At 45.1% G+C, this 16,788-nt stretch carries 15 protein-coding genes; 6 read left to right on the top strand and 9 right to left on the bottom strand.

Going from position 1 to position 16,788, the window contains the following annotated elements:
• Positions 1-356: 356 nt before the first annotated feature.
• The 5 genes from BMX44_RS02685 to aroA form a co-directional block, all read right to left on the bottom strand.
• A complete protein-coding gene (locus BMX44_RS02685) occupies positions 357-563 on the bottom strand; it encodes a LapA family protein (RefSeq protein ID WP_090627729.1) in 207 nt (68 codons plus the stop codon).
• A 120-nt stretch (positions 564-683) separates the two neighbouring features.
• Positions 684-968 (bottom strand): integration host factor subunit beta, encoded by a 285-nt coding sequence (locus BMX44_RS02690; RefSeq protein ID WP_090627731.1) that lies wholly within the window; start codon positions 966-968, stop codon positions 684-686.
• Between the two features lie 9 nt (positions 969-977).
• Positions 978-2,687: a 30S ribosomal protein S1 gene (gene rpsA, locus BMX44_RS02695; protein WP_090627733.1), complete on the bottom strand. Its 1,710-nt coding sequence runs from the start codon at positions 2,685-2,687 to the stop codon at positions 978-980.
• Positions 2,688-2,812: 125 nt separating this feature from the next.
• Positions 2,813-3,493: a (d)CMP kinase gene (gene cmk, locus BMX44_RS17175; protein WP_245738800.1), complete on the bottom strand. Its 681-nt coding sequence runs from the start codon at positions 3,491-3,493 to the stop codon at positions 2,813-2,815.
• Between the two features lie 9 nt (positions 3,494-3,502).
• Complete coding sequence (aroA, locus tag BMX44_RS02700) at positions 3,503-4,816, bottom strand: 3-phosphoshikimate 1-carboxyvinyltransferase (protein ID WP_245738801.1); 1,314 nt, start codon at positions 4,814-4,816, stop codon at positions 3,503-3,505.
• A 346-nt stretch (positions 4,817-5,162) separates the two neighbouring features.
• Between aroA and BMX44_RS02705 the strand changes: the two genes are divergently transcribed.
• Positions 5,163-5,417 carry a hypothetical protein gene (locus BMX44_RS02705; protein WP_245738802.1) on the top strand — a complete coding sequence of 85 codons (255 nt, stop codon included), beginning with the start codon at positions 5,163-5,165 and terminating at the stop codon, positions 5,415-5,417.
• A gap of 119 nt (positions 5,418-5,536) precedes the next feature.
• Here the strand turns inward: BMX44_RS02705 and BMX44_RS02710 are convergent, their stop codons facing one another.
• From BMX44_RS02710 to BMX44_RS02725, 4 genes are all read right to left on the bottom strand, one after another.
• Positions 5,537-8,071, bottom strand: a complete 2,535-nt coding sequence (locus tag BMX44_RS02710) for a DNA topoisomerase III (RefSeq protein WP_090627735.1) — start codon at positions 8,069-8,071, stop codon at positions 5,537-5,539.
• A gap of 145 nt (positions 8,072-8,216) precedes the next feature.
• Positions 8,217-8,675 (bottom strand): Smg family protein, encoded by a 459-nt coding sequence (locus BMX44_RS02715; protein WP_090627737.1) that lies wholly within the window; start codon positions 8,673-8,675, stop codon positions 8,217-8,219.
• Between the two features lie 164 nt (positions 8,676-8,839).
• Positions 8,840-9,940, bottom strand: a complete 1,101-nt coding sequence (gene dprA, locus BMX44_RS02720) for a DNA-processing protein DprA (protein ID WP_090627739.1) — start codon at positions 9,938-9,940, stop codon at positions 8,840-8,842.
• Positions 9,941-10,069: 129 nt separating this feature from the next.
• On the bottom strand, positions 10,070-11,107 hold the full coding sequence (locus BMX44_RS02725) for a LysM peptidoglycan-binding domain-containing protein (protein WP_090627742.1): 1,038 nt from the start codon (positions 11,105-11,107) through the stop codon (positions 10,070-10,072).
• Between the two features lie 102 nt (positions 11,108-11,209).
• Here BMX44_RS02725 and def point away from each other — a divergent pair, with 102 nt between their 5' ends.
• The 5 genes from def to BMX44_RS02750 all read left to right on the top strand — a co-directional run bounded on the left by def (position 11,210) and on the right by BMX44_RS02750 (position 16,784).
• Positions 11,210-11,713 (top strand): peptide deformylase, encoded by a 504-nt coding sequence (def, locus tag BMX44_RS02730; protein WP_090627744.1) that lies wholly within the window; start codon positions 11,210-11,212, stop codon positions 11,711-11,713.
• A gap of 81 nt (positions 11,714-11,794) precedes the next feature.
• The gene (fmt, locus tag BMX44_RS02735; protein ID WP_090627746.1) at positions 11,795-12,748 is read left to right on the top strand and encodes a methionyl-tRNA formyltransferase; all 954 of its coding nucleotides are present in this window, start codon (positions 11,795-11,797) and stop codon (positions 12,746-12,748) included.
• Positions 12,745-14,022, top strand: coding sequence for a 16S rRNA (cytosine(967)-C(5))-methyltransferase RsmB (gene rsmB, locus BMX44_RS02740; protein ID WP_090627748.1), 1,278 nt, complete (start codon positions 12,745-12,747; stop codon positions 14,020-14,022). The genes fmt and rsmB overlap by 4 nt, the downstream gene beginning before the upstream one ends.
• A 6-nt stretch (positions 14,023-14,028) precedes the next feature.
• On the top strand, positions 14,029-14,634 hold the full coding sequence (locus BMX44_RS02745) for a DUF4390 domain-containing protein (protein WP_245738803.1): 606 nt from the start codon (positions 14,029-14,031) through the stop codon (positions 14,632-14,634).
• The gene (locus BMX44_RS02750; protein ID WP_090627750.1) at positions 14,631-16,784 is read left to right on the top strand and encodes a sensor histidine kinase; all 2,154 of its coding nucleotides are present in this window, start codon (positions 14,631-14,633) and stop codon (positions 16,782-16,784) included. Before BMX44_RS02745 ends, BMX44_RS02750 begins: the two co-directional genes overlap by 4 nt.
• Positions 16,785-16,788: the final 4 nt, after the last annotated feature.

Consider the following 16,788-nt stretch of genomic DNA (forward strand, 5'->3'; position numbering starts at 1 on the left):
TGGTCATTAAAAAAGTGCTATCAATACTCATGGAACAAGTATTTCTGCCAGTTCTATGTCGGCGAGTTTAGTAAAATGCAGTTTGGCTGCAAACCTAGTCAAGGTTAACTCGCACGCCGGGTATATCTATCTAATTTACTCATAACAAAACCGGCGTGATGCATTTACAGAAACATGGATTTAGATTTATTAAAGTATCATATGTATTTGAATATGCAGCTTGTTTCACTCCCCATAATTTCTGCGCTGCGTGTTTGACTTACTACTACCTGCCACAAACACTCAAGGCGTCTCCAGCAACCAGAAAGCGAACCGACCATTTTCAGACAGATGTATTTTGGGCAGCAAACAAATTATTATTTATTGATGTTTGTTTTACGCCATGTGGCAAGTAGCGTCAGGACAACGCCCAAGGAAAAAACTATTAATAAAACAACACTTAAAGGCAACTCAAATGATTGATCGTAATAATAATTCAACGTTATATTTTCAGAATTATTCACAGAAAAACAAACCAGCCCTACAAATATGATTAATCGAAAAAGCCAATTTATGATATGCATATTAGTTTAACCCCGACAGGTTTTTTAATCGATTCCTCTTGCATCGTATTTGCACGAAACTTGACTGATTTATCAAGTGTAATCAACCTGCTTATTATCAGGTAGATCACACGACTCACATTAGCTCCTATAATCGACGCGTTCTCTCATTTCCTTACCGGCTTTAAAATGCGGGACATACTTTGCAGGTACATGCACCTTTTCGCCAGATTTTGGATTTCTACCGATTCTGGGGGGCCTGTAATTCAGGTCAAAACTCCCAAATCCACGAATTTCAATTCGCTGACCCTCAGCCAGGCTCTTGGCCATTGCATCGATGATCATTTTGACAGAAAGCTCGGCATCTTTTGCTACGAGTTGCGGGAATCTGGCCGCAAGCCGTGAAATCAATTCAGATTTCGTCATGAATATTCCTTATTGCTCTGTGTTTTTACTATCCATTTTAGCTTTTAGTAAAGCACCCAGGCTTGTTGTTCCTGCATTTGCAGGCGCTTTGATCTTTTGCATTGCACTGGTTTCATCCGATTTGTCTTTCGCTTTGATTGACAAATTGATAGCGCGGTTTTTGCGATCAATATTGACGATCATTGCCTCTACTGTTTCTCCTTCTTTTAAGTGAGTACGAATATCCTCAACTCGGTCACGTGAAATTTCCGAAGCACGCAGATAGCCCTCCACTTCTTCCGTCAAAGTAATTACCGCACCTTTTGCGTCAATTGCTTTCACAGTACCCTCAACAATACTGTTTTTATCATTCACAGCTACAAAGCTGTTGAATGGATCGTCTTCGAGCTGCTTGATACCAAGTGATATTCGTTCACGTTCAACATCGATGGACAGTATTACTGCTTCTACTTCATCACCTTTTTTATAGTTACAGACTGCCTCTTCGCCAGGCTGATTCCACGACAAATCCGACAAATGTACCAGTCCATCTATGTTACCAGGCAGTCCAATAAAAACGCCAAAATCGGTAATAGATTTGATTTGCCCTTTAACTTTGTCTCCTTTTTCGTGATTCATGGCAAACTCTTCCCACGGATTCACTTGACACTGTTTCATGCCCAGAGAAATACGGCGACGCTCTTCATCAATCTCAAGAATCATCACTTCAACCTCATCGCCCAGCTGTACTACTTTAGACGGGTAAACATTCTTGTTTGTCCAATCCATCTCTGATACGTGCACCAATCCTTCAATGCCTTGTTCTATTTCGATGAAAGCTCCGTAATCTGTCAGATTGGTCACTTTTCCGAACAAACGTGTACGCGGTGGATATCGGCGTGACAGTCCCACCCAAGGGTCTTCGGTCAATTGCTTCATACCGAGTGATACGCGGTTTTTCTCTTGATCGAACTTGAGAACTTTTGCAGTCACTTCATCACCGATACTAACTACTTCTGACGGATGTTTGACGCGGCGCCATGCCAAATCCGTAATATGCAGTAAACCGTCTATACCGCCCAAATCAACAAATGCACCATAATCAGTGATATTCTTGACTATACCCTGCACTACCGAACCTTCTTCCAGGCTAGCCAGCAATGACTCGCGATCTGCCCCCTGCGTTTCTTCAAGAACAGCACGCCGTGAAACCACGACGTTATTCCGCTTGCGATCCAATTTAATCACCTTGAACTCCATCTCCTTATTTTCGTAAGGAGTGGTGTCCTTCACAGGGCGGATATCGACCAACGATCCTGGCAAAAAAGCCCGTATGCCATTGATCATAGCAGTCAAACCACCCTTCACTTTACCATTAACCATACCGGTCACAATCTTACCGCTCTCCATGGCTTCTTCAAGTTCATGCCATGCGGTCAGACGCTTGGCCTTGTCGCGAGACAAACGCGTTTCTCCATAACCGTCCTCTAATGTTTCGATCGCCACACTGACAAAATCGCCGGGCTGTACTTCAATCTCCCCTTTGTCATTTTTAAACTCCTCGACAGGAATGTAGCTTTCTGATTTCAAACCAGCATTAACAACAACAATATTATAGTCAACACGAACAACCTCAGCCGTGATGACTTCGCCAGCACGCATTTCCTGGCGCGCAAGACTCTCTTGAAACAGATCTGCAAAACTTTCTGAGGATTTTGTTACGGTGGAAGCAGTAGTCATTATAAAAAATACCTGATGTTTCTCTTCTTTAGACAGAAGATTGGGTTAGTTAATAATATTTGTCTGAAAATCAAGTGCCTGTTACAGGTTCAACAAACCCTGAATAACAAGCGCATGGTATATTTTCAAACACTCTCGTCAGCACAGCATTCCCGGTACCATTCAAGTACACGGTTCTGTGCCTGTAAAATAGAAAGCGAGGTTGTATCTAGCAACCTCGCATCTGCGTTCTGCTGCAAAGGCGCTACTCCACGTTTTGAATCACGCGCATCGCGTTCTTGAATATCCTTTTGCAGTTCAGTTATATTAGCATTTAATCCTTTCTCTATCAACTGCTTATAGCGCCTCTGTGCACGCACCGCTGGACTGGCTGTCAAAAAAATTTTTAACAGAGCATCCGGAAATATTACCGACCCCATATCGCGTCCGTCAGTAACCAGTCCAGGCGGTTGCCTGAAAGCACGTTGTCGCGAGATCAAAGCTTCTCTTACCGCGGGATAAGAAGCAAGTTGCGAAGCCATATTGCCACATTCTTCGGTACGAATTTCTTCAGTAACCTGCTTGTTTTCAAGATAGGTTTCTTCGTCTCTGAAAACAACATCCAAATTTAAGGCAACTAGTGCCAGCTTTTTTTCATCAGTAGACATAACACCGGACTGCAGCGCTTTAATAGCCACTAAACGATACAAAGCCCCGCTGTCCAAATAATGAAAACCAAGCTCCTTGGCCACCAGATGTGCCACCGTGCCCTTACCGGACGCCGAGGGGCCATCAATTGTAATGACTGGAATACTGTTTAAACTCATACTCTCGATTTATTCCTCAAAACGCACAACCCGCTTGAATTGATCAAAATATTCCGGAAAAGTTTTCTTTACACAATCTGGATCATTTATACGCACGGGAACTCCAAAAGCCACCAGAGAAAAACTCATCGCCATACGATGATCATCATATGTATCGATTGCAACACCGGCAGTCAAACTATTTTCAGGCGGTGTTATTCTCAAGTAATCATGACCTTCTTCTATGTCTGCCCCCAGCTTCTGAAGTTCTTTTGACATTGCTGCAAGCCTGTCAGTTTCTTTTAAACGCCAGCTTGCAATATTTTTAAGGGTTGTCACACCTTTTGCGAATAGAGCAGCTACTGCAAGTGTCATCGCCGCATCCGGTATATGATTACAGTCTAAATCTATCGCTCGCAGAGGACGGTGCGCCGTTCCTTTCAACGAACAACTTGCCTCAATCCAGTTCGTGCCCATACGAATACACGCACCCATTTTTTCCAGAGCCTCGGCAAATTTCACATCACCCTGAACACTCTCGCGCCCTACACCCTGAACACGCACAGGACCACCGCCAATCGCGCCTGCAGCGAGAAAATACGATGCAGACGATGCATCCCCTTCGACAGCGATTTCGCCGGGACTACAATAATGCTGAGGTGCCTGCAATACAAAACGCCGCCATGCAGTCTGCTCTACAAGCACACCGAATTTGCGCATTTGCGCTAGCGTCAATGCCACATATGGCTGCGAGATTAATGTACCGGAAACTTCAATGGTTATTTTTCTCCCTGTAATCGGAAGCGCCATTAGCAAACCTGTCAAATATTGACTGGATACACCGCCTTTTACAGTCAAATGAATATCATCATGCCCCAGTACAACCGGATTAATTTGCAGCGGAGGATAACCCGGGTTTTCAAGATAGGTGATATTCGCACCGATTTGACGCAAGGCATCAACCAAATCACCGATTGGTCGTTCGTGCATACGCGCAACACCTGATAACCGGTAGCACCCATTCATCAGAGCCAGCACCGCAACCAGTGGACGATAAGCTGTACCCGCATTACCCAGGTACAAGTTTGCCTCTTTCTCCTTAAAATAACCGCCGGCTCCGATTATGCGATAACTGTTATCACTGGTTTGCGAAATACCCACACCCAGTTTGGTTAACGCTTTCAGCATATAATCAGTGTCATCCGAAACGAGCAAATCTCGGACATGTGTTATTCCGTGCGCCAGCGCAGCAAGTAACAAAATACGATTGGATATGCTCTTGGAGCCAGGTAGCTGAATCGTGCCTTGCGCCATTCTAATGGCCGGCAAATCAAGCCAATTCATGACAATTCATAAATAAAAAGGATGGATAATAACGCATATCGTGTAATAAGCATATTTATATCAATCGGCAAACTATTCAAAGACAATGATAAAGTCAGGATTTTACATGCCATCAATTTTTATATACTCTGGCCCACGCCAGATAAAACGCCACAATACTATTTTTCAACTTACCCTGTTTAAGGTAATCTATTGTTAAATTGCTTTACAATTTACTCTCCAAATCTTGGGAAGTTTATGATTCTAGCATTTGTATACAGCGTCTTGAAAAGCAGCATGCGCCAATACAAACAGCAATAACAGAAACAATAATGTAATAACAACACAACACTTGAAGAGGATTAACATGTTTTACATGGAAGATGCAGAAATTGCTTTAATGTTCTCACTGCTAGCCATTCCTGTTGCTATCTGGCTGCAGCTATGGGTGAAAAGCCGAAGGGAAAGCCGTAGAAACATCTCGGGTGATGAGGAATTTGAAAATACTGGACGCGCCTTTTTCTCCATTATAGTTGAAGGAACAGCCGTCATTGGTGGCCTGATAATGATCATTGTTGCCTCAGGCGGCGTAATCAAATATATTATTAATTTTTATACATAATTCCCATCTACCGAACCCGGCATCCGGATAACATGTATTGCCAAGTGCCGGGTACACGTCTCACGCAGATATCAACAATAATAGCGATTTGGATAGATAAATCCATTATGGTACAACTCCTAAGTTTCTTTACTTGTTCTTGCTGACCGCCCGACTTGCTTTTCTTTGACCTTACCCTTTGTTTTAGCTGCCGTTTCTTTTTCGGCCGTTTTGGATTTTCTCTGCTCAAACTCAAATCCGATTTTACCGTCGGAATTTATGACAAGATACGCCGAAAAGGGTCTGCCTTTTTTGGATATGAATTTTGTAAGCAAATCCGTTTTTCCTGTTCCAAGCAGTTTTGTAACCTGTTCCGGCTCAATCGAGCGCTCCAGAATAATCTTGCCCATTTTAAAGCTACAAGACCTTGAAGCGCCCACCGCATGCTCACATAAATAGTAAATACCATGTTCATAGACATTATGCTGACATAAAGGGCATTTTCCGAGCGATGTTTGATTCGAGAAATCTACAGATTCCTGATCTTCTTCATTATTTCCGAAATCAAACTTCATTTCAAAATCGTCTGTCAGTTTGATATTAGCATTAAACAATCGCCCCATTTTGCTGCGAAATCCTTGCAACGGCCCGACTTCTTTTTGCGTAATTAATGTTTCCATTTCTTCAATCTCGAACTGGCGTCCGGCCAGTATCTTCCAGACCGCAAAATCACATTGCTGACATTTGAACTTTTTGTATGTCTCCTGCACCACCCCTCCACACTTGGGACAAGGCGATTTTAGTGTAGCAAAATCACCTTCTATCGTTTCGCCACGATGGGTTTTTGCCTGTTCGACGATATGCTTCGTCATTCCTGCAATTTTTTCCATAAACGCGCTGCGTTTTAACTCGCCTTTTTCTATCTGTCGTAACTGAAACTCCCAGTTACCTGTTAATTCGGGTGAAATCAGTTCTGGAATTTTAAGGCCTCGCAGCAGTGTAACCAACGAAAAGGCTTTTGCAGTCGGATGCAGCTCACGACCAACCCTTAACAGATAATTTTCCGAAACCAGTCCCTCAATTATTGCGGCCCGTGTCGCGGGTGTACCCAATCCCTTGTCACTCATTGCAGCTCGCAAATCTTCGTCCCCCACCAGTTTGCCTGCACCTTCCATGGCCGACAGCAGCGTCGCTTCTGTAAATCTGGCAGGCGGGCGTGTTTGGTTGGCGATAATAGTGATCTCCGAGGCCGTCACAGGTTTTCCGGGATTGACCGCCACCAACGATGTGTCGTCCTCAGCGTTACCTTGCACCTTCTTACCATATACTGCCTGCCACCCGGGATTTACCATAACTTTTCCCTCGGTTTTGAATGGTTCTTCTTCAACCCGGGTTATCCTCGTGGTTATCAAAAATTCTGCTGCAGGATAGAATATCGCAATAAAACGTTTTGTCACCAAATCATAAAGCTTGGCTTCAGCTTCATTGAGTTTCTTGGGATTGAGCAAGGTTGGAATAATGGCAAAATGATCAGAAATCTTGGCATTATTGAAAATACGCTTATTGGGTTTTATCCAGTCTGCACGCAGTACCTGATTAGCATGCTCCCCATAAGCGGTATCTCCCAAATTAGCCATGGTATCTCTCACAGTCTCAACATAATCCTCTGGCAATGCGCGCGAATCAGTCCGCGGGTAAGTCAGAACTTTATGCTTTTCATAAAGCGCTTGTGCCAGCCCCAGTGTCGCCTTGGCGGAAAACCCAAAACGACCATTGGCATCACGCTGCAGACTGGTCAGATCATACAGTAATGGACATGTTTCTCTGGATGGTTTACTTTCCTCCGTGACAATACCTGCTTTTCCCTCGCACTTGACACTAATTGACTCGGCCTTTTTTCTATCCCAGATACGATCCGGTTTGAGCTCAGCGTTTGTCTTATCTTTCTTGAAAGTCTCATCAAACCATTTACCAAAATAACTGCCATTCTCAGTTGCGAATTCGCCTTGCACCTCCCAGTAGTCTTTTGGCTTGAATTTCTTGATTTTTTCTTCACGCTCGACAAGAATCGCCAGGGTCGGTGTTTGCACACGACCAACTGTCGTTTTGTGGAACCCGCCTTCCTGAGAATTAAAAGCGGTCATGGCTCGCGTACCATTAATACCTACCAGCCAGTCAGATTCAGAACGACTGATCGCCGCTTCGGCCAAAGACTGCACTGCAGAATTTTCCAGAAGGTGTGAGAACCCTTCCCGAATGGCATCAGGGGTCATAGATTGCAGCCAAAGACGTTTAATCGGTTTTTTTGTTCCGGCGTGCCTAACAATATAATTAAAAATCAGTTCGCCTTCGCGACCCGCATCGCAGGCATTGATAATTGTATCCACATCCTTACGCTTGATCAGTTTAGTCAAGAGCTTTAACCGCGCTGCAGTTTTTTCGATAGGATTCAGATCAAAATGCGGGGGTATTACCGGCAGATTTGCAAAACTCCACTTACCTCGTTTAACTTCATATTCCTGAGGGACAACAAGTTCTAACAGATGACCAACCGCCGAAGAAACAATGTACGCATCGCTCTCAAAATAATCAGTATGCTTCGCAAAACCGCCCAGGGCGCGTGTAATATCAGTCGCAACGGAAGGCTTCTCTGCGATAATCAACGATTTACTCATGACTTCCCCCCATGCCGGCGAGAATTAGCCATACTTTTAACAAAAACGTTTTCACGTTCAGATTTGAAATAGCCTTTAGGGAGCAGATACATTACTGAAAAAACAATTTTTTCATACGGAATGACTAACAACATAAAAAGCGTGACTAATGCTTAAAGTGTGTGTCACTCACAATTAATAATTTTTCCAGCACGGCATCATCTGAAAGTTGATTTTGCACCCATAGCTCTGTCAGAACAATTAATTTGATTTTATCCAGACTCGAAGAGTCTTCGTCCATGGCAATGACACGGTCAATCAACAACTCTCGTTGCAACGGATTAATAATTTTGGCGTGCTCAAGAAAGATAATAAAACCGCGTCCTTCAGTATCAATTTTTTCCATTTCATGCGCACTGAAGCAGCGAAATGAATCATTTTCTGCCAAAGAAGCAGGATAATCACCGGTATCTTGACGCGCCAGCTCTGAAAGCCAATCCAGTGCCTGATGTATTTCCTCATCATCAAAGCCGGCCAACACCAGTTTACGCGTCAGTGTTTCAGAATCAGGATAACTTCCTGAATCAAAATAATTTTCAAAGAGATAATACAATATATCAAACATTATTTAATATTAAAAATAATCTATATTTACAGCGACAACACCTTGTGTCACAGCTTGTGCCCTGAGCACGGACCTGTCAATTGTCCGACCTGAAACATAAGCGAAAAATTCAATCATTTATCTTTTTCTTTAATTCTTTACATATCTTACTTACAAAGCTTAACTTATTTAGCAACCCTTTGATAACACCCGCCGGGAAGACTGGCTATCTGGCCATCAAGTTCAAGTGTTAATAGCATGGCGGATACAGACTCAACCGTCAAGCCACTCCGCACACATAATGTGTCCACATCAACCACATCATGCCCCAGGCACTGCAGCAGCCATGTATTTTCATTTGTTAAATCAAGATCTGCAGTATCATTTTTTTCACGCTGCCCTTGATCAATAGCCGGATAATTCAATTCATCCAGAATATCCTGAATACTTTCAACCAGTTTGGCCCCTTCTTTGATGAGTGCGTGACACCCCTTTGACAGCGGAGAATGAATCGAACCTGGTATGGCCAGCACTTCGCGGCCCTGTTCAAGCGCTTGCCGTGCCGTGATCAATGATCCACTGCGCATTGCGGCTTCAACGACAAGACATCCCTGACTCATACCGCTGATAATCCGGTTTCTTCTGGGAAAATTCTTACCAACAGGCGGTGTTCCAAGCGGCAGCTCCGAGATCAGCGCACCATCCCTCGCCAGTTGATGTGCAAGCGAATGATTTCTTGCCGGGTACACAATATCGAGCCCCGTACCTACAACTGCTATACTGCCCGCAGCGCCTCGCAGACCACCGCGATGCGCCGCGGTATCAATCCCCAGCGCCATACCGCTGACTATACAGATTCCTGCATTACTGATGGATTCAGCAAAAGCCTCTGCATTCGACAAACCCTGTGGTGTTGCATTACGGCTTCCAACCACCGCTAAAGATGACTTCTTCAGAAGCTCGCGTCTGCCCTTGAAATACAGTATGGGCGGCGGGTCGATTATATTCAATAATCGAGCAGGATAATCCTGGTCAGCCAAGGTGATAACCGAATTTGTCGCATCTTCAAGCCAGGCTAGTGTTGCAGTCACTTTATTTGAGTCCGGGCCATCTTTGATATGTCTGGCAACCGATTTTTTAACCACACTCTCAAGTGCCTTTACAGGGGCAGACAGAACGGCTTCAGGCGAACCGAATGCAACCAACAGTCTTCTTATGGATTCATCACCAACGCCTTGGATAAGGCAAAGTTGCAGCCAAAATTCAATATCGGTTGCATGTTTCATATCATTGCTTTGCACAGAAAAGCCGTTTCATCTAAATAACGATTGCTTTTAGTATTCCTGCAACAAAGTTCAGCTGTCAAGCCTGATTCAGCAGCCTCAAGAATCCCGATTCAAATAAAGTTATTCAGATCATGGATTCTTAACTGCATCCAGAATTTTGATAGTGCCCGTGCTGCGAACGACAAGCGCGTAAGACAGCTGATCAAATACCCTGAACACAAAAACTAACCCGGTGCGCTCCTCAGGCAATTCAACCATTTTTCCATCCGGCAAGCGCGTTTGGCTTCTGCGAAAGATGGCGAGTACGTGCCCCATTTCCAGGCCATCCCGCATACCCTTATTCAATGTAACAATAGCTCCCCTACTGATTTCGGTGACTCCTCCGTACACAGATATTATACGTCCGGCAATTAAGGAATCAGGTGCATGAGGTGCATAATTATTAAATATAAGCCCGGGCGCTGGAACCAGCCGATCGCCCTTTAGGATTTCCTGTGTAGAATGTGTAATAACTGCGGTACTGATTTCATCAAATACTCTAGCACTGGCGTTACCCAGATACTCCGCTTCAAATCCTATCACTCGATTATTTTGATCGGGATCTTTCAATGCTTTTCCCGACCTAAAGATCTGCCACGCTTTACCCAGATAGTCTGGCATATTGGCAACATACACAGTATTGCCTGTACTTAACACAACCCGATTATCACTGGTGCCCAACATATACGGAGCATTCGCCAAACCATCCTTATCCACCACAAGTGGCTGGCTCAGGAACGGTTCAATAACAGCGGCGGGGATACTGGGTATGGCATTTGATTGAGCTTGATCAGTTCGTATTCGTGGTGATAGCTTTACGGTTCTTTGATCTCCCTTGCCCTGAATAAGCTGCAGGCGATTCCCTTGCAAGGTTTTTTCCAATATGATCGTATCACCCGGGAAAATTTTATGCGGATTCTTTAATTGGGTGCGGTTGAGTCCCCAAATTTCAGGCCAGCGCCACGGCTCTTTCAGAAATCGTGCCGCAATGCCCCACAAAGTATCACCCTCGACCACTTCGTACCGGTACGGTACATCGCTTTTTAACATGCTATTATCTACGGCTTTCGCAGATAAAGCGGTCAGCAGGCTGAGACACATAACCATCGATATAGTAAGCTTTCGCATGAATTACCTCGGAGACAGAAAAGAATTTCAATGAGCACAGAATTACTCGTCAATGATACGGTCTATATAAGCGGTTTGATTTGATAAAATAAATAATTTTTTATGGCTATTCTGAAAATTTTACAGTACCCGGATAATAGGCTTCATACCATAGCTGCCCCCGTTACCGAGGTAAATGATGATACCCGCATGTTGATCCGAAATATGGCCGAAACAATGTACGCCGCCCCCGGCATTGGTTTGGCGGCAACGCAGGTTGACGTGCATGAACGCATCATTGTTATTGATATATCTGAAACACACGACCAGTTACGGGTATTGATAAATCCGGAAATTATTGAGCGAAGTGGCACATTTGAATATGAAGAGGGCTGCTTGTCAGTTCCCGGAATCTTTGGCAAGGTCAAACGTTCCGAATCGGTAACAGTTAAAGCATTGAATGCCGAAGGAGAGCCATTTACGCTTGACGCAACAGGGTTGCTGGCTGTTTGTATTCAACATGAGATGGACCATCTCGAGGGCAAAGTATTCGTAGAATACTGGTCAAAATTCAAGCAATCCAGGGTTTTGACAAAACTAAAAAAAAATCAGCGCAGCGCAATGTAGTATTGCACTTCTACCCTGCTCCGTGTCAATTCTGAAACAGTCCCGATTCTAAATAACAGAAATACAATAACAAACAGTATCATGAAAATTATTTTTGCGGGAACGCCTGTTTTTGCTGCGACTGCGCTGGACGCGTTGATTTCGGCAAATCATGAAATTGCTCTGGTACTCACTCAACCGGACCGGCCTGCAGGTAGAGGAATGAAAATGACCGCCAGCGCTGTTAAGCGCCTGGCCGAAGCACATGGATTGACGATACTGCAACCACCATCACTTAAGGATCCACAGTGGCATGCATCAATCACAGCAGCAAATGCGGATGTAATGGTCGTGGCCGCATATGGACTGATTCTACCTCAGCCTGTGCTATCCATACCGCATGCCGGCTGCTTAAATATTCACGCATCTCTGCTACCCCGCTGGCGCGGTGCGGCACCTATCCAGCGAGCCATCCAGGCAGGCGACAAAGAAACGGGAATTACGATTATGCAAATGGATGCCGGACTGGATACAGGCGACATCCTACTGAAAAAATGCATCCCCATTTTGCCTGAAGATACAGCCCAAACACTGCATGACAAATTGTGTGCGCTCGGCGCACATGCCATTGTCAAAGCGTTGGAATTACTAAAGCAGCAAAAACTTTTACCTGTAAAACAAGATGATTTGCAAGCCAGCTATGCTGCCAAAATCAAAAAAAATGAGAGTCAAATTGACTGGCATTTGCCGGCTGTAGAAATCGAACGACAAATCCGGGCTTTTAATCCGGTACCAGGCGCTCATACAGTCTTACAGGATCATCAAATCAAAATATGGCAGGCAAAAGCAACTTCTGGGCAGTCCGACCAGCCAGGAAAAATCCTTGCAATACATCCAGATGGCATTATAGTTGCTTGCGGGTCAGGAATACTGCGGCTTGAAACTGTTCAAAGATCCGGCGGGAAAAAACTGACCGCAGCTGATTTTTTAGCCGGTTTTAAAATATCCGTGGGTGATCATTTTGATTTTCCGAAAACAGTCACTCATGACACATGACTAATACACTGCTAATCACCGTTACTGTTGTTAATCACGTTTTAACCGGGAACAGCCTAACCCAGGCGCTAAACGAATGCTGGCAAAAACATGCAATATTATCAGGTCAGCAAAGAGGTGCCATCCAAGATTGCAGTTATGGTGTTTTGCGTTTTTACGGACAGCTAACCGAGATTCTGGCGATATTACTGACGAAAAAACCGCAAGATAAAAAAATCTATTGTTTGTTATTGACCGGACTTTATCAGCTGCTCTACAGCAAAACTCCCGCGTACACCATTATCAACCAAACCGTCTCGGCTGCGCACAAACTGACACAAAATAACCGGTTGCATGGGCTGGTCAATGCTGTGCTGCGCAATTTTTTACGGCAAAAGGCTTCTTTGCTGGCACAAGTAGAATCAATAGAAACCGGTCGGTTTTCACATCCACAGTGGTGGATCAACAAATTACGTTCTCAATATCCGCAGCATTACCGTTCGATTCTAAATACCGGCAATCAGCGCCCGCCGATGACTGTACGCGTCAACCAGCGCAAAATCAGTATTGCCGGTTATCAGCACTTGCTCTCGGAGCATGGCATGGAATCCCAGAGGATCTGGCATAACGCATTACTGCTTAAGAAACCGGTCAACGTATCGGCATTGCCCGGTTTTAGCGAAGGCATGGTCTCCGTACAGGATGCCGGTGCACAGCTCGCAGCACCTCTGCTTGATGTTCATCAAGGCATGCGCGTGCTTGACGCCTGCGCTGCACCCGGTGGCAAAAGTACGCATTTACTGGAACTGACCGATATATCATTAACGGCAATGGATCATGATAACGCCCGCCTTGCTCAGGTTGAACAAAATTTCAAACGCATGGGAATGCGCGCATCAAATATCATATGTGGAAATGCGGCTGATCCAGGTTCATGGTGGGATGGAAAAGAATTTGATCGTATTCTCGCCGACGTACCTTGCTCTGCATCAGGTGTTGTATGCCGCCATCCGGATATTAAGTGGCTTCGACGCGAATCCGATCTTGAAAAACTTGTCATGCAACAACAGGCAATCCTGCACGCTTTATGGCAAACTTTATCAAGAAATGGTAAGTTGCTTTATGTTACCTGTTCAGTATTTATGGAAGAAAACAAATGGCTGATCAAACAATTTTTACAGCATCAGAGCGATGCCCGTATTGAGACCATCTCAGGCCCGGATCTGCTGGATGGCCAGTTGCTGCCGAATAGCCTGCACGACGGTTTTTTTTATACTTTATTACAAAAACTGTAGGCTGTCATGAAATGGCATGGTTTCGCAAGCCTGATTATCATTATGATATCAGGAACATGTTTTTTTTATACTGCAAACTCGCATGCCTATGGCAGTATCCAGGTACGTTCATTTAAGCTGGCAGCAGTTGATAGCGGTTATACGGTCAGCATCAATTCCGCCATAGAATTAAACCCGACGCTGGAACAGGCGCTTGAAAAGGGTGTTGTACTGTATTTCGTAAACAAATTCACGCTGGTTGAATCCCGCTGGTACTGGTTCGATAAGGAAGTCGCTCGCATAAAAACACGAACCGGTCTACGGTATCATGCGCTCACGCGCCGATATATTCTCAGCGATCACACCTTCTCGAGAAGTTATACAACACTGCAAGACGCGCTCGTTGCATTGCAGCGACTGCGTGATCACCCACTGACAATCTACCACGAACTAAGATCTAACGTTCAGTACAATGCAACACTCAGGTTATGGCTTGACTTGACACGCATGCCCAAACCTTTCCAGGTTGAGGCGCTCGGCTCCAGCGCCTGGAACTTGAGTTCTGATCGTCTGGAATGGCGAATGGTGTTACCAACCCCTGATCAACCGTTTTCCATATCTGTCCAGCAATGAAGTATGTGTTGATTGTCGGCGCGGCACTTGGAGCAATCATGCTATTTCTGCTGGCGACTGCCGGTGCGAATACCGATTTTTTTGAGCGGCGCTACCAGCTGCTGTTAATTATCAATATCGTCTTTGTTCTGCTCTTTATCATCGTAGTCGGATATCTGTTGTGGCGCTTCATACGACGCCTCAAATCCGGTGTTTTTGGCTCAAGACTGGCTTTACGATTATTGTTAATCTTCTCTTTAATGGCTATTTTACCAGGAGCGCTAGTCTACACGGTGTCTGTTCAGTTCCTGGAGAAAAGCATTGAATCCTGGTTTGATGTCAAGGTTGACCGTGCGCTCGAGAGTGGGCTGCACCTGGGCCAGACTATGCTTGAAAATTTACTGGAGGAATTACAAAAAAAGGCCAGAACAGCAGCACTATCGTTATCTGACCCATCTACATCACAAGTAGCCGCACTCAGCGAACTCACCTTACAGACGCAGATAGAAGAAGCCACCCTATTTAATCAGGAAGGCAAAGTTATTGCATTTTCGAGCGAAAATAACCTGACATTATTTCCTGAAGTCCCTAGCGGGACAGTAATGCGCCACATCAGAACACAAAAAGCTTACAGCGCCATTGAACCAATTGCGGATAAAGGCCTGTACATGCGCGTTCTGGCACCGGTCAATGTATTAAACCTGGATGACGACATCAGGATTCTTCAATTATTACAGCCTGTTCCTGAATTATTGGCGCGCAACGCCGAAAAAGTACAGGAAGGCTATTGGGACTATCAGGAACTCTCGCTATCGCGCCAGGGTCTGACTCGCCTGTATAGCGTTACCCTGACACTGTCATTATTGCTATCACTGTTCTCCGCACTGGCAACCGCTTCTATCTTGAGCGAGAATCTGAGTTCGCCATTAAGTATGCTGGCAGAGGGCACCAAAGCAATTGCGCAAGGCGATTATAGCCGTCGGCATCTGGTACAAAGCCGGGATGAATTAGGCATTCTGACCGAGTCCTTCAATCTGATGACGCAGCAGCTGGAAGAAGCCCGAGCAATAGCCCAGCATAATCAACATGAAGTTGAAAGCGCGCGCGCTCACCTGGAAAGTATTCTTGCAAACCTATCATCCGGCGTCATGGTGTTTGATGAAAATCTGGTGCTGATCAAAGCAAATAGAAGCGCAGAGCAGATACTGCAAACGCCTTTGATCAGCCTGGACGGCGCGGTCATTGATGGCTGTGTGGAAAAAGAACCACAGGTGAGCGCTATGGTCGCAGAAATTCGGGCAGGCTTCAATTCGGGTGAGACAGGTGTGTGGCAGCGACAAATGACGCGCACCAACGATGGCAACAATCAAGTTTTGCACCTGCGCGGCACTCGTCTGCCGGCAATTTCAGGAGGGGGCGTCGTCGTATTCGACGATATTACAAGTCTGCTGCAAGTTCAGCGCGCAGTAGCCTGGAGCGAAATCGCACGGCGACTGGCGCATGAAATCAAGAATCCGTTAACGCCAATTCAGCTGTCTGCAGAACGGCTGGAACATAAGCTGGCGGAGAAACTGAATGAACAGGATACCTTGATTCTGCAGCGTTCAATTGAAACCATCGTCAATCAGGTTGAGGCCCTTAAACGCATGGTCAACGAATTTAATCAATACGCCCGTGCTCCGGCGCTTGAAATGAGCCAACTTGATATCAACCAGCTGGTCAGAGAAATTCTGTCACTTTACGACTCCACCAATGCTACTCGCAGGAAACATGCACACATCCATATTCAGCGCAAGCTTGCTGACAATCTACCAGCTATTCTTGGCGATTCCACGCAATTGCGCCAAGTACTCCACAACCTGTTGCTTAACGCGCAAGACGCTTTAAACGGAACCGAGAAGCCTGTAATTGAAATTGAGACTGAAGCGATGCAAGATAGCATACAGTTAACGATCCGGGATAATGGAGGCGGTTTTTCTGACGAGGTCAAATCACGGGTTTTTGAGCCATATGTAACTACCAAACCCAAAGGCACAGGACTAGGTCTGCCGATTGTCAAAAAAATTGTTGAAGAACATTCGGGAACGATTCGCATCGAAAACCTGAAACCGCAAGGCGCCCAGATCAGTATTACTCTGCCAATATCTGAAAATTTAGCATCACTTAGCTAGAGAC

Origin of the sequence: Nitrosomonas marina (assembly GCF_900110145.1) — a bacterium.
Taxonomy (GTDB): Bacteria; Pseudomonadota; Gammaproteobacteria; order Burkholderiales; family Nitrosomonadaceae; genus Nitrosomonas; species Nitrosomonas marina.

Bases quoted from the DNA above. Each gene is read 5' to 3' on its own strand.
- BMX44_RS02685 (WP_090627729.1), bottom strand. From the start codon at position 563: ATGCATATCATAAATTGGCTTTTTCGATTAATCATATTTGTAGGGCTG.
- BMX44_RS02690 (WP_090627731.1), bottom strand. From the start codon at position 968: ATGACGAAATCTGAATTGATTTCACGGCTTGCGGCCAGATTCCCGCAA.
- rpsA (WP_090627733.1), bottom strand. From the start codon at position 2,687: ATGACTACTGCTTCCACCGTAACAAAATCCTCAGAAAGTTTTGCAGAT.
- cmk (WP_245738800.1), bottom strand. From the start codon at position 3,493: ATGAGTTTAAACAGTATTCCAGTCATTACAATTGATGGCCCCTCGGCG.
- aroA (WP_245738801.1), bottom strand. From the start codon at position 4,816: ATGAATTGGCTTGATTTGCCGGCCATTAGAATGGCGCAAGGCACGATT.
- BMX44_RS02705 (WP_245738802.1), top strand. From the start codon at position 5,163: ATGTTTTACATGGAAGATGCAGAAATTGCTTTAATGTTCTCACTGCTA.
- BMX44_RS02710 (WP_090627735.1), bottom strand. From the start codon at position 8,071: ATGAGTAAATCGTTGATTATCGCAGAGAAGCCTTCCGTTGCGACTGAT.
- BMX44_RS02715 (WP_090627737.1), bottom strand. From the start codon at position 8,675: ATGTTTGATATATTGTATTATCTCTTTGAAAATTATTTTGATTCAGGA.
- dprA (WP_090627739.1), bottom strand. From the start codon at position 9,940: ATGAAACATGCAACCGATATTGAATTTTGGCTGCAACTTTGCCTTATC.
- BMX44_RS02725 (WP_090627742.1), bottom strand. From the start codon at position 11,107: ATGCGAAAGCTTACTATATCGATGGTTATGTGTCTCAGCCTGCTGACC.
- def (WP_090627744.1), top strand. From the start codon at position 11,210: ATGGCTATTCTGAAAATTTTACAGTACCCGGATAATAGGCTTCATACC.
- fmt (WP_090627746.1), top strand. From the start codon at position 11,795: ATGAAAATTATTTTTGCGGGAACGCCTGTTTTTGCTGCGACTGCGCTG.
- rsmB (WP_090627748.1), top strand. From the start codon at position 12,745: ATGACTAATACACTGCTAATCACCGTTACTGTTGTTAATCACGTTTTA.
- BMX44_RS02745 (WP_245738803.1), top strand. From the start codon at position 14,029: ATGAAATGGCATGGTTTCGCAAGCCTGATTATCATTATGATATCAGGA.
- BMX44_RS02750 (WP_090627750.1), top strand. From the start codon at position 14,631: ATGAAGTATGTGTTGATTGTCGGCGCGGCACTTGGAGCAATCATGCTA.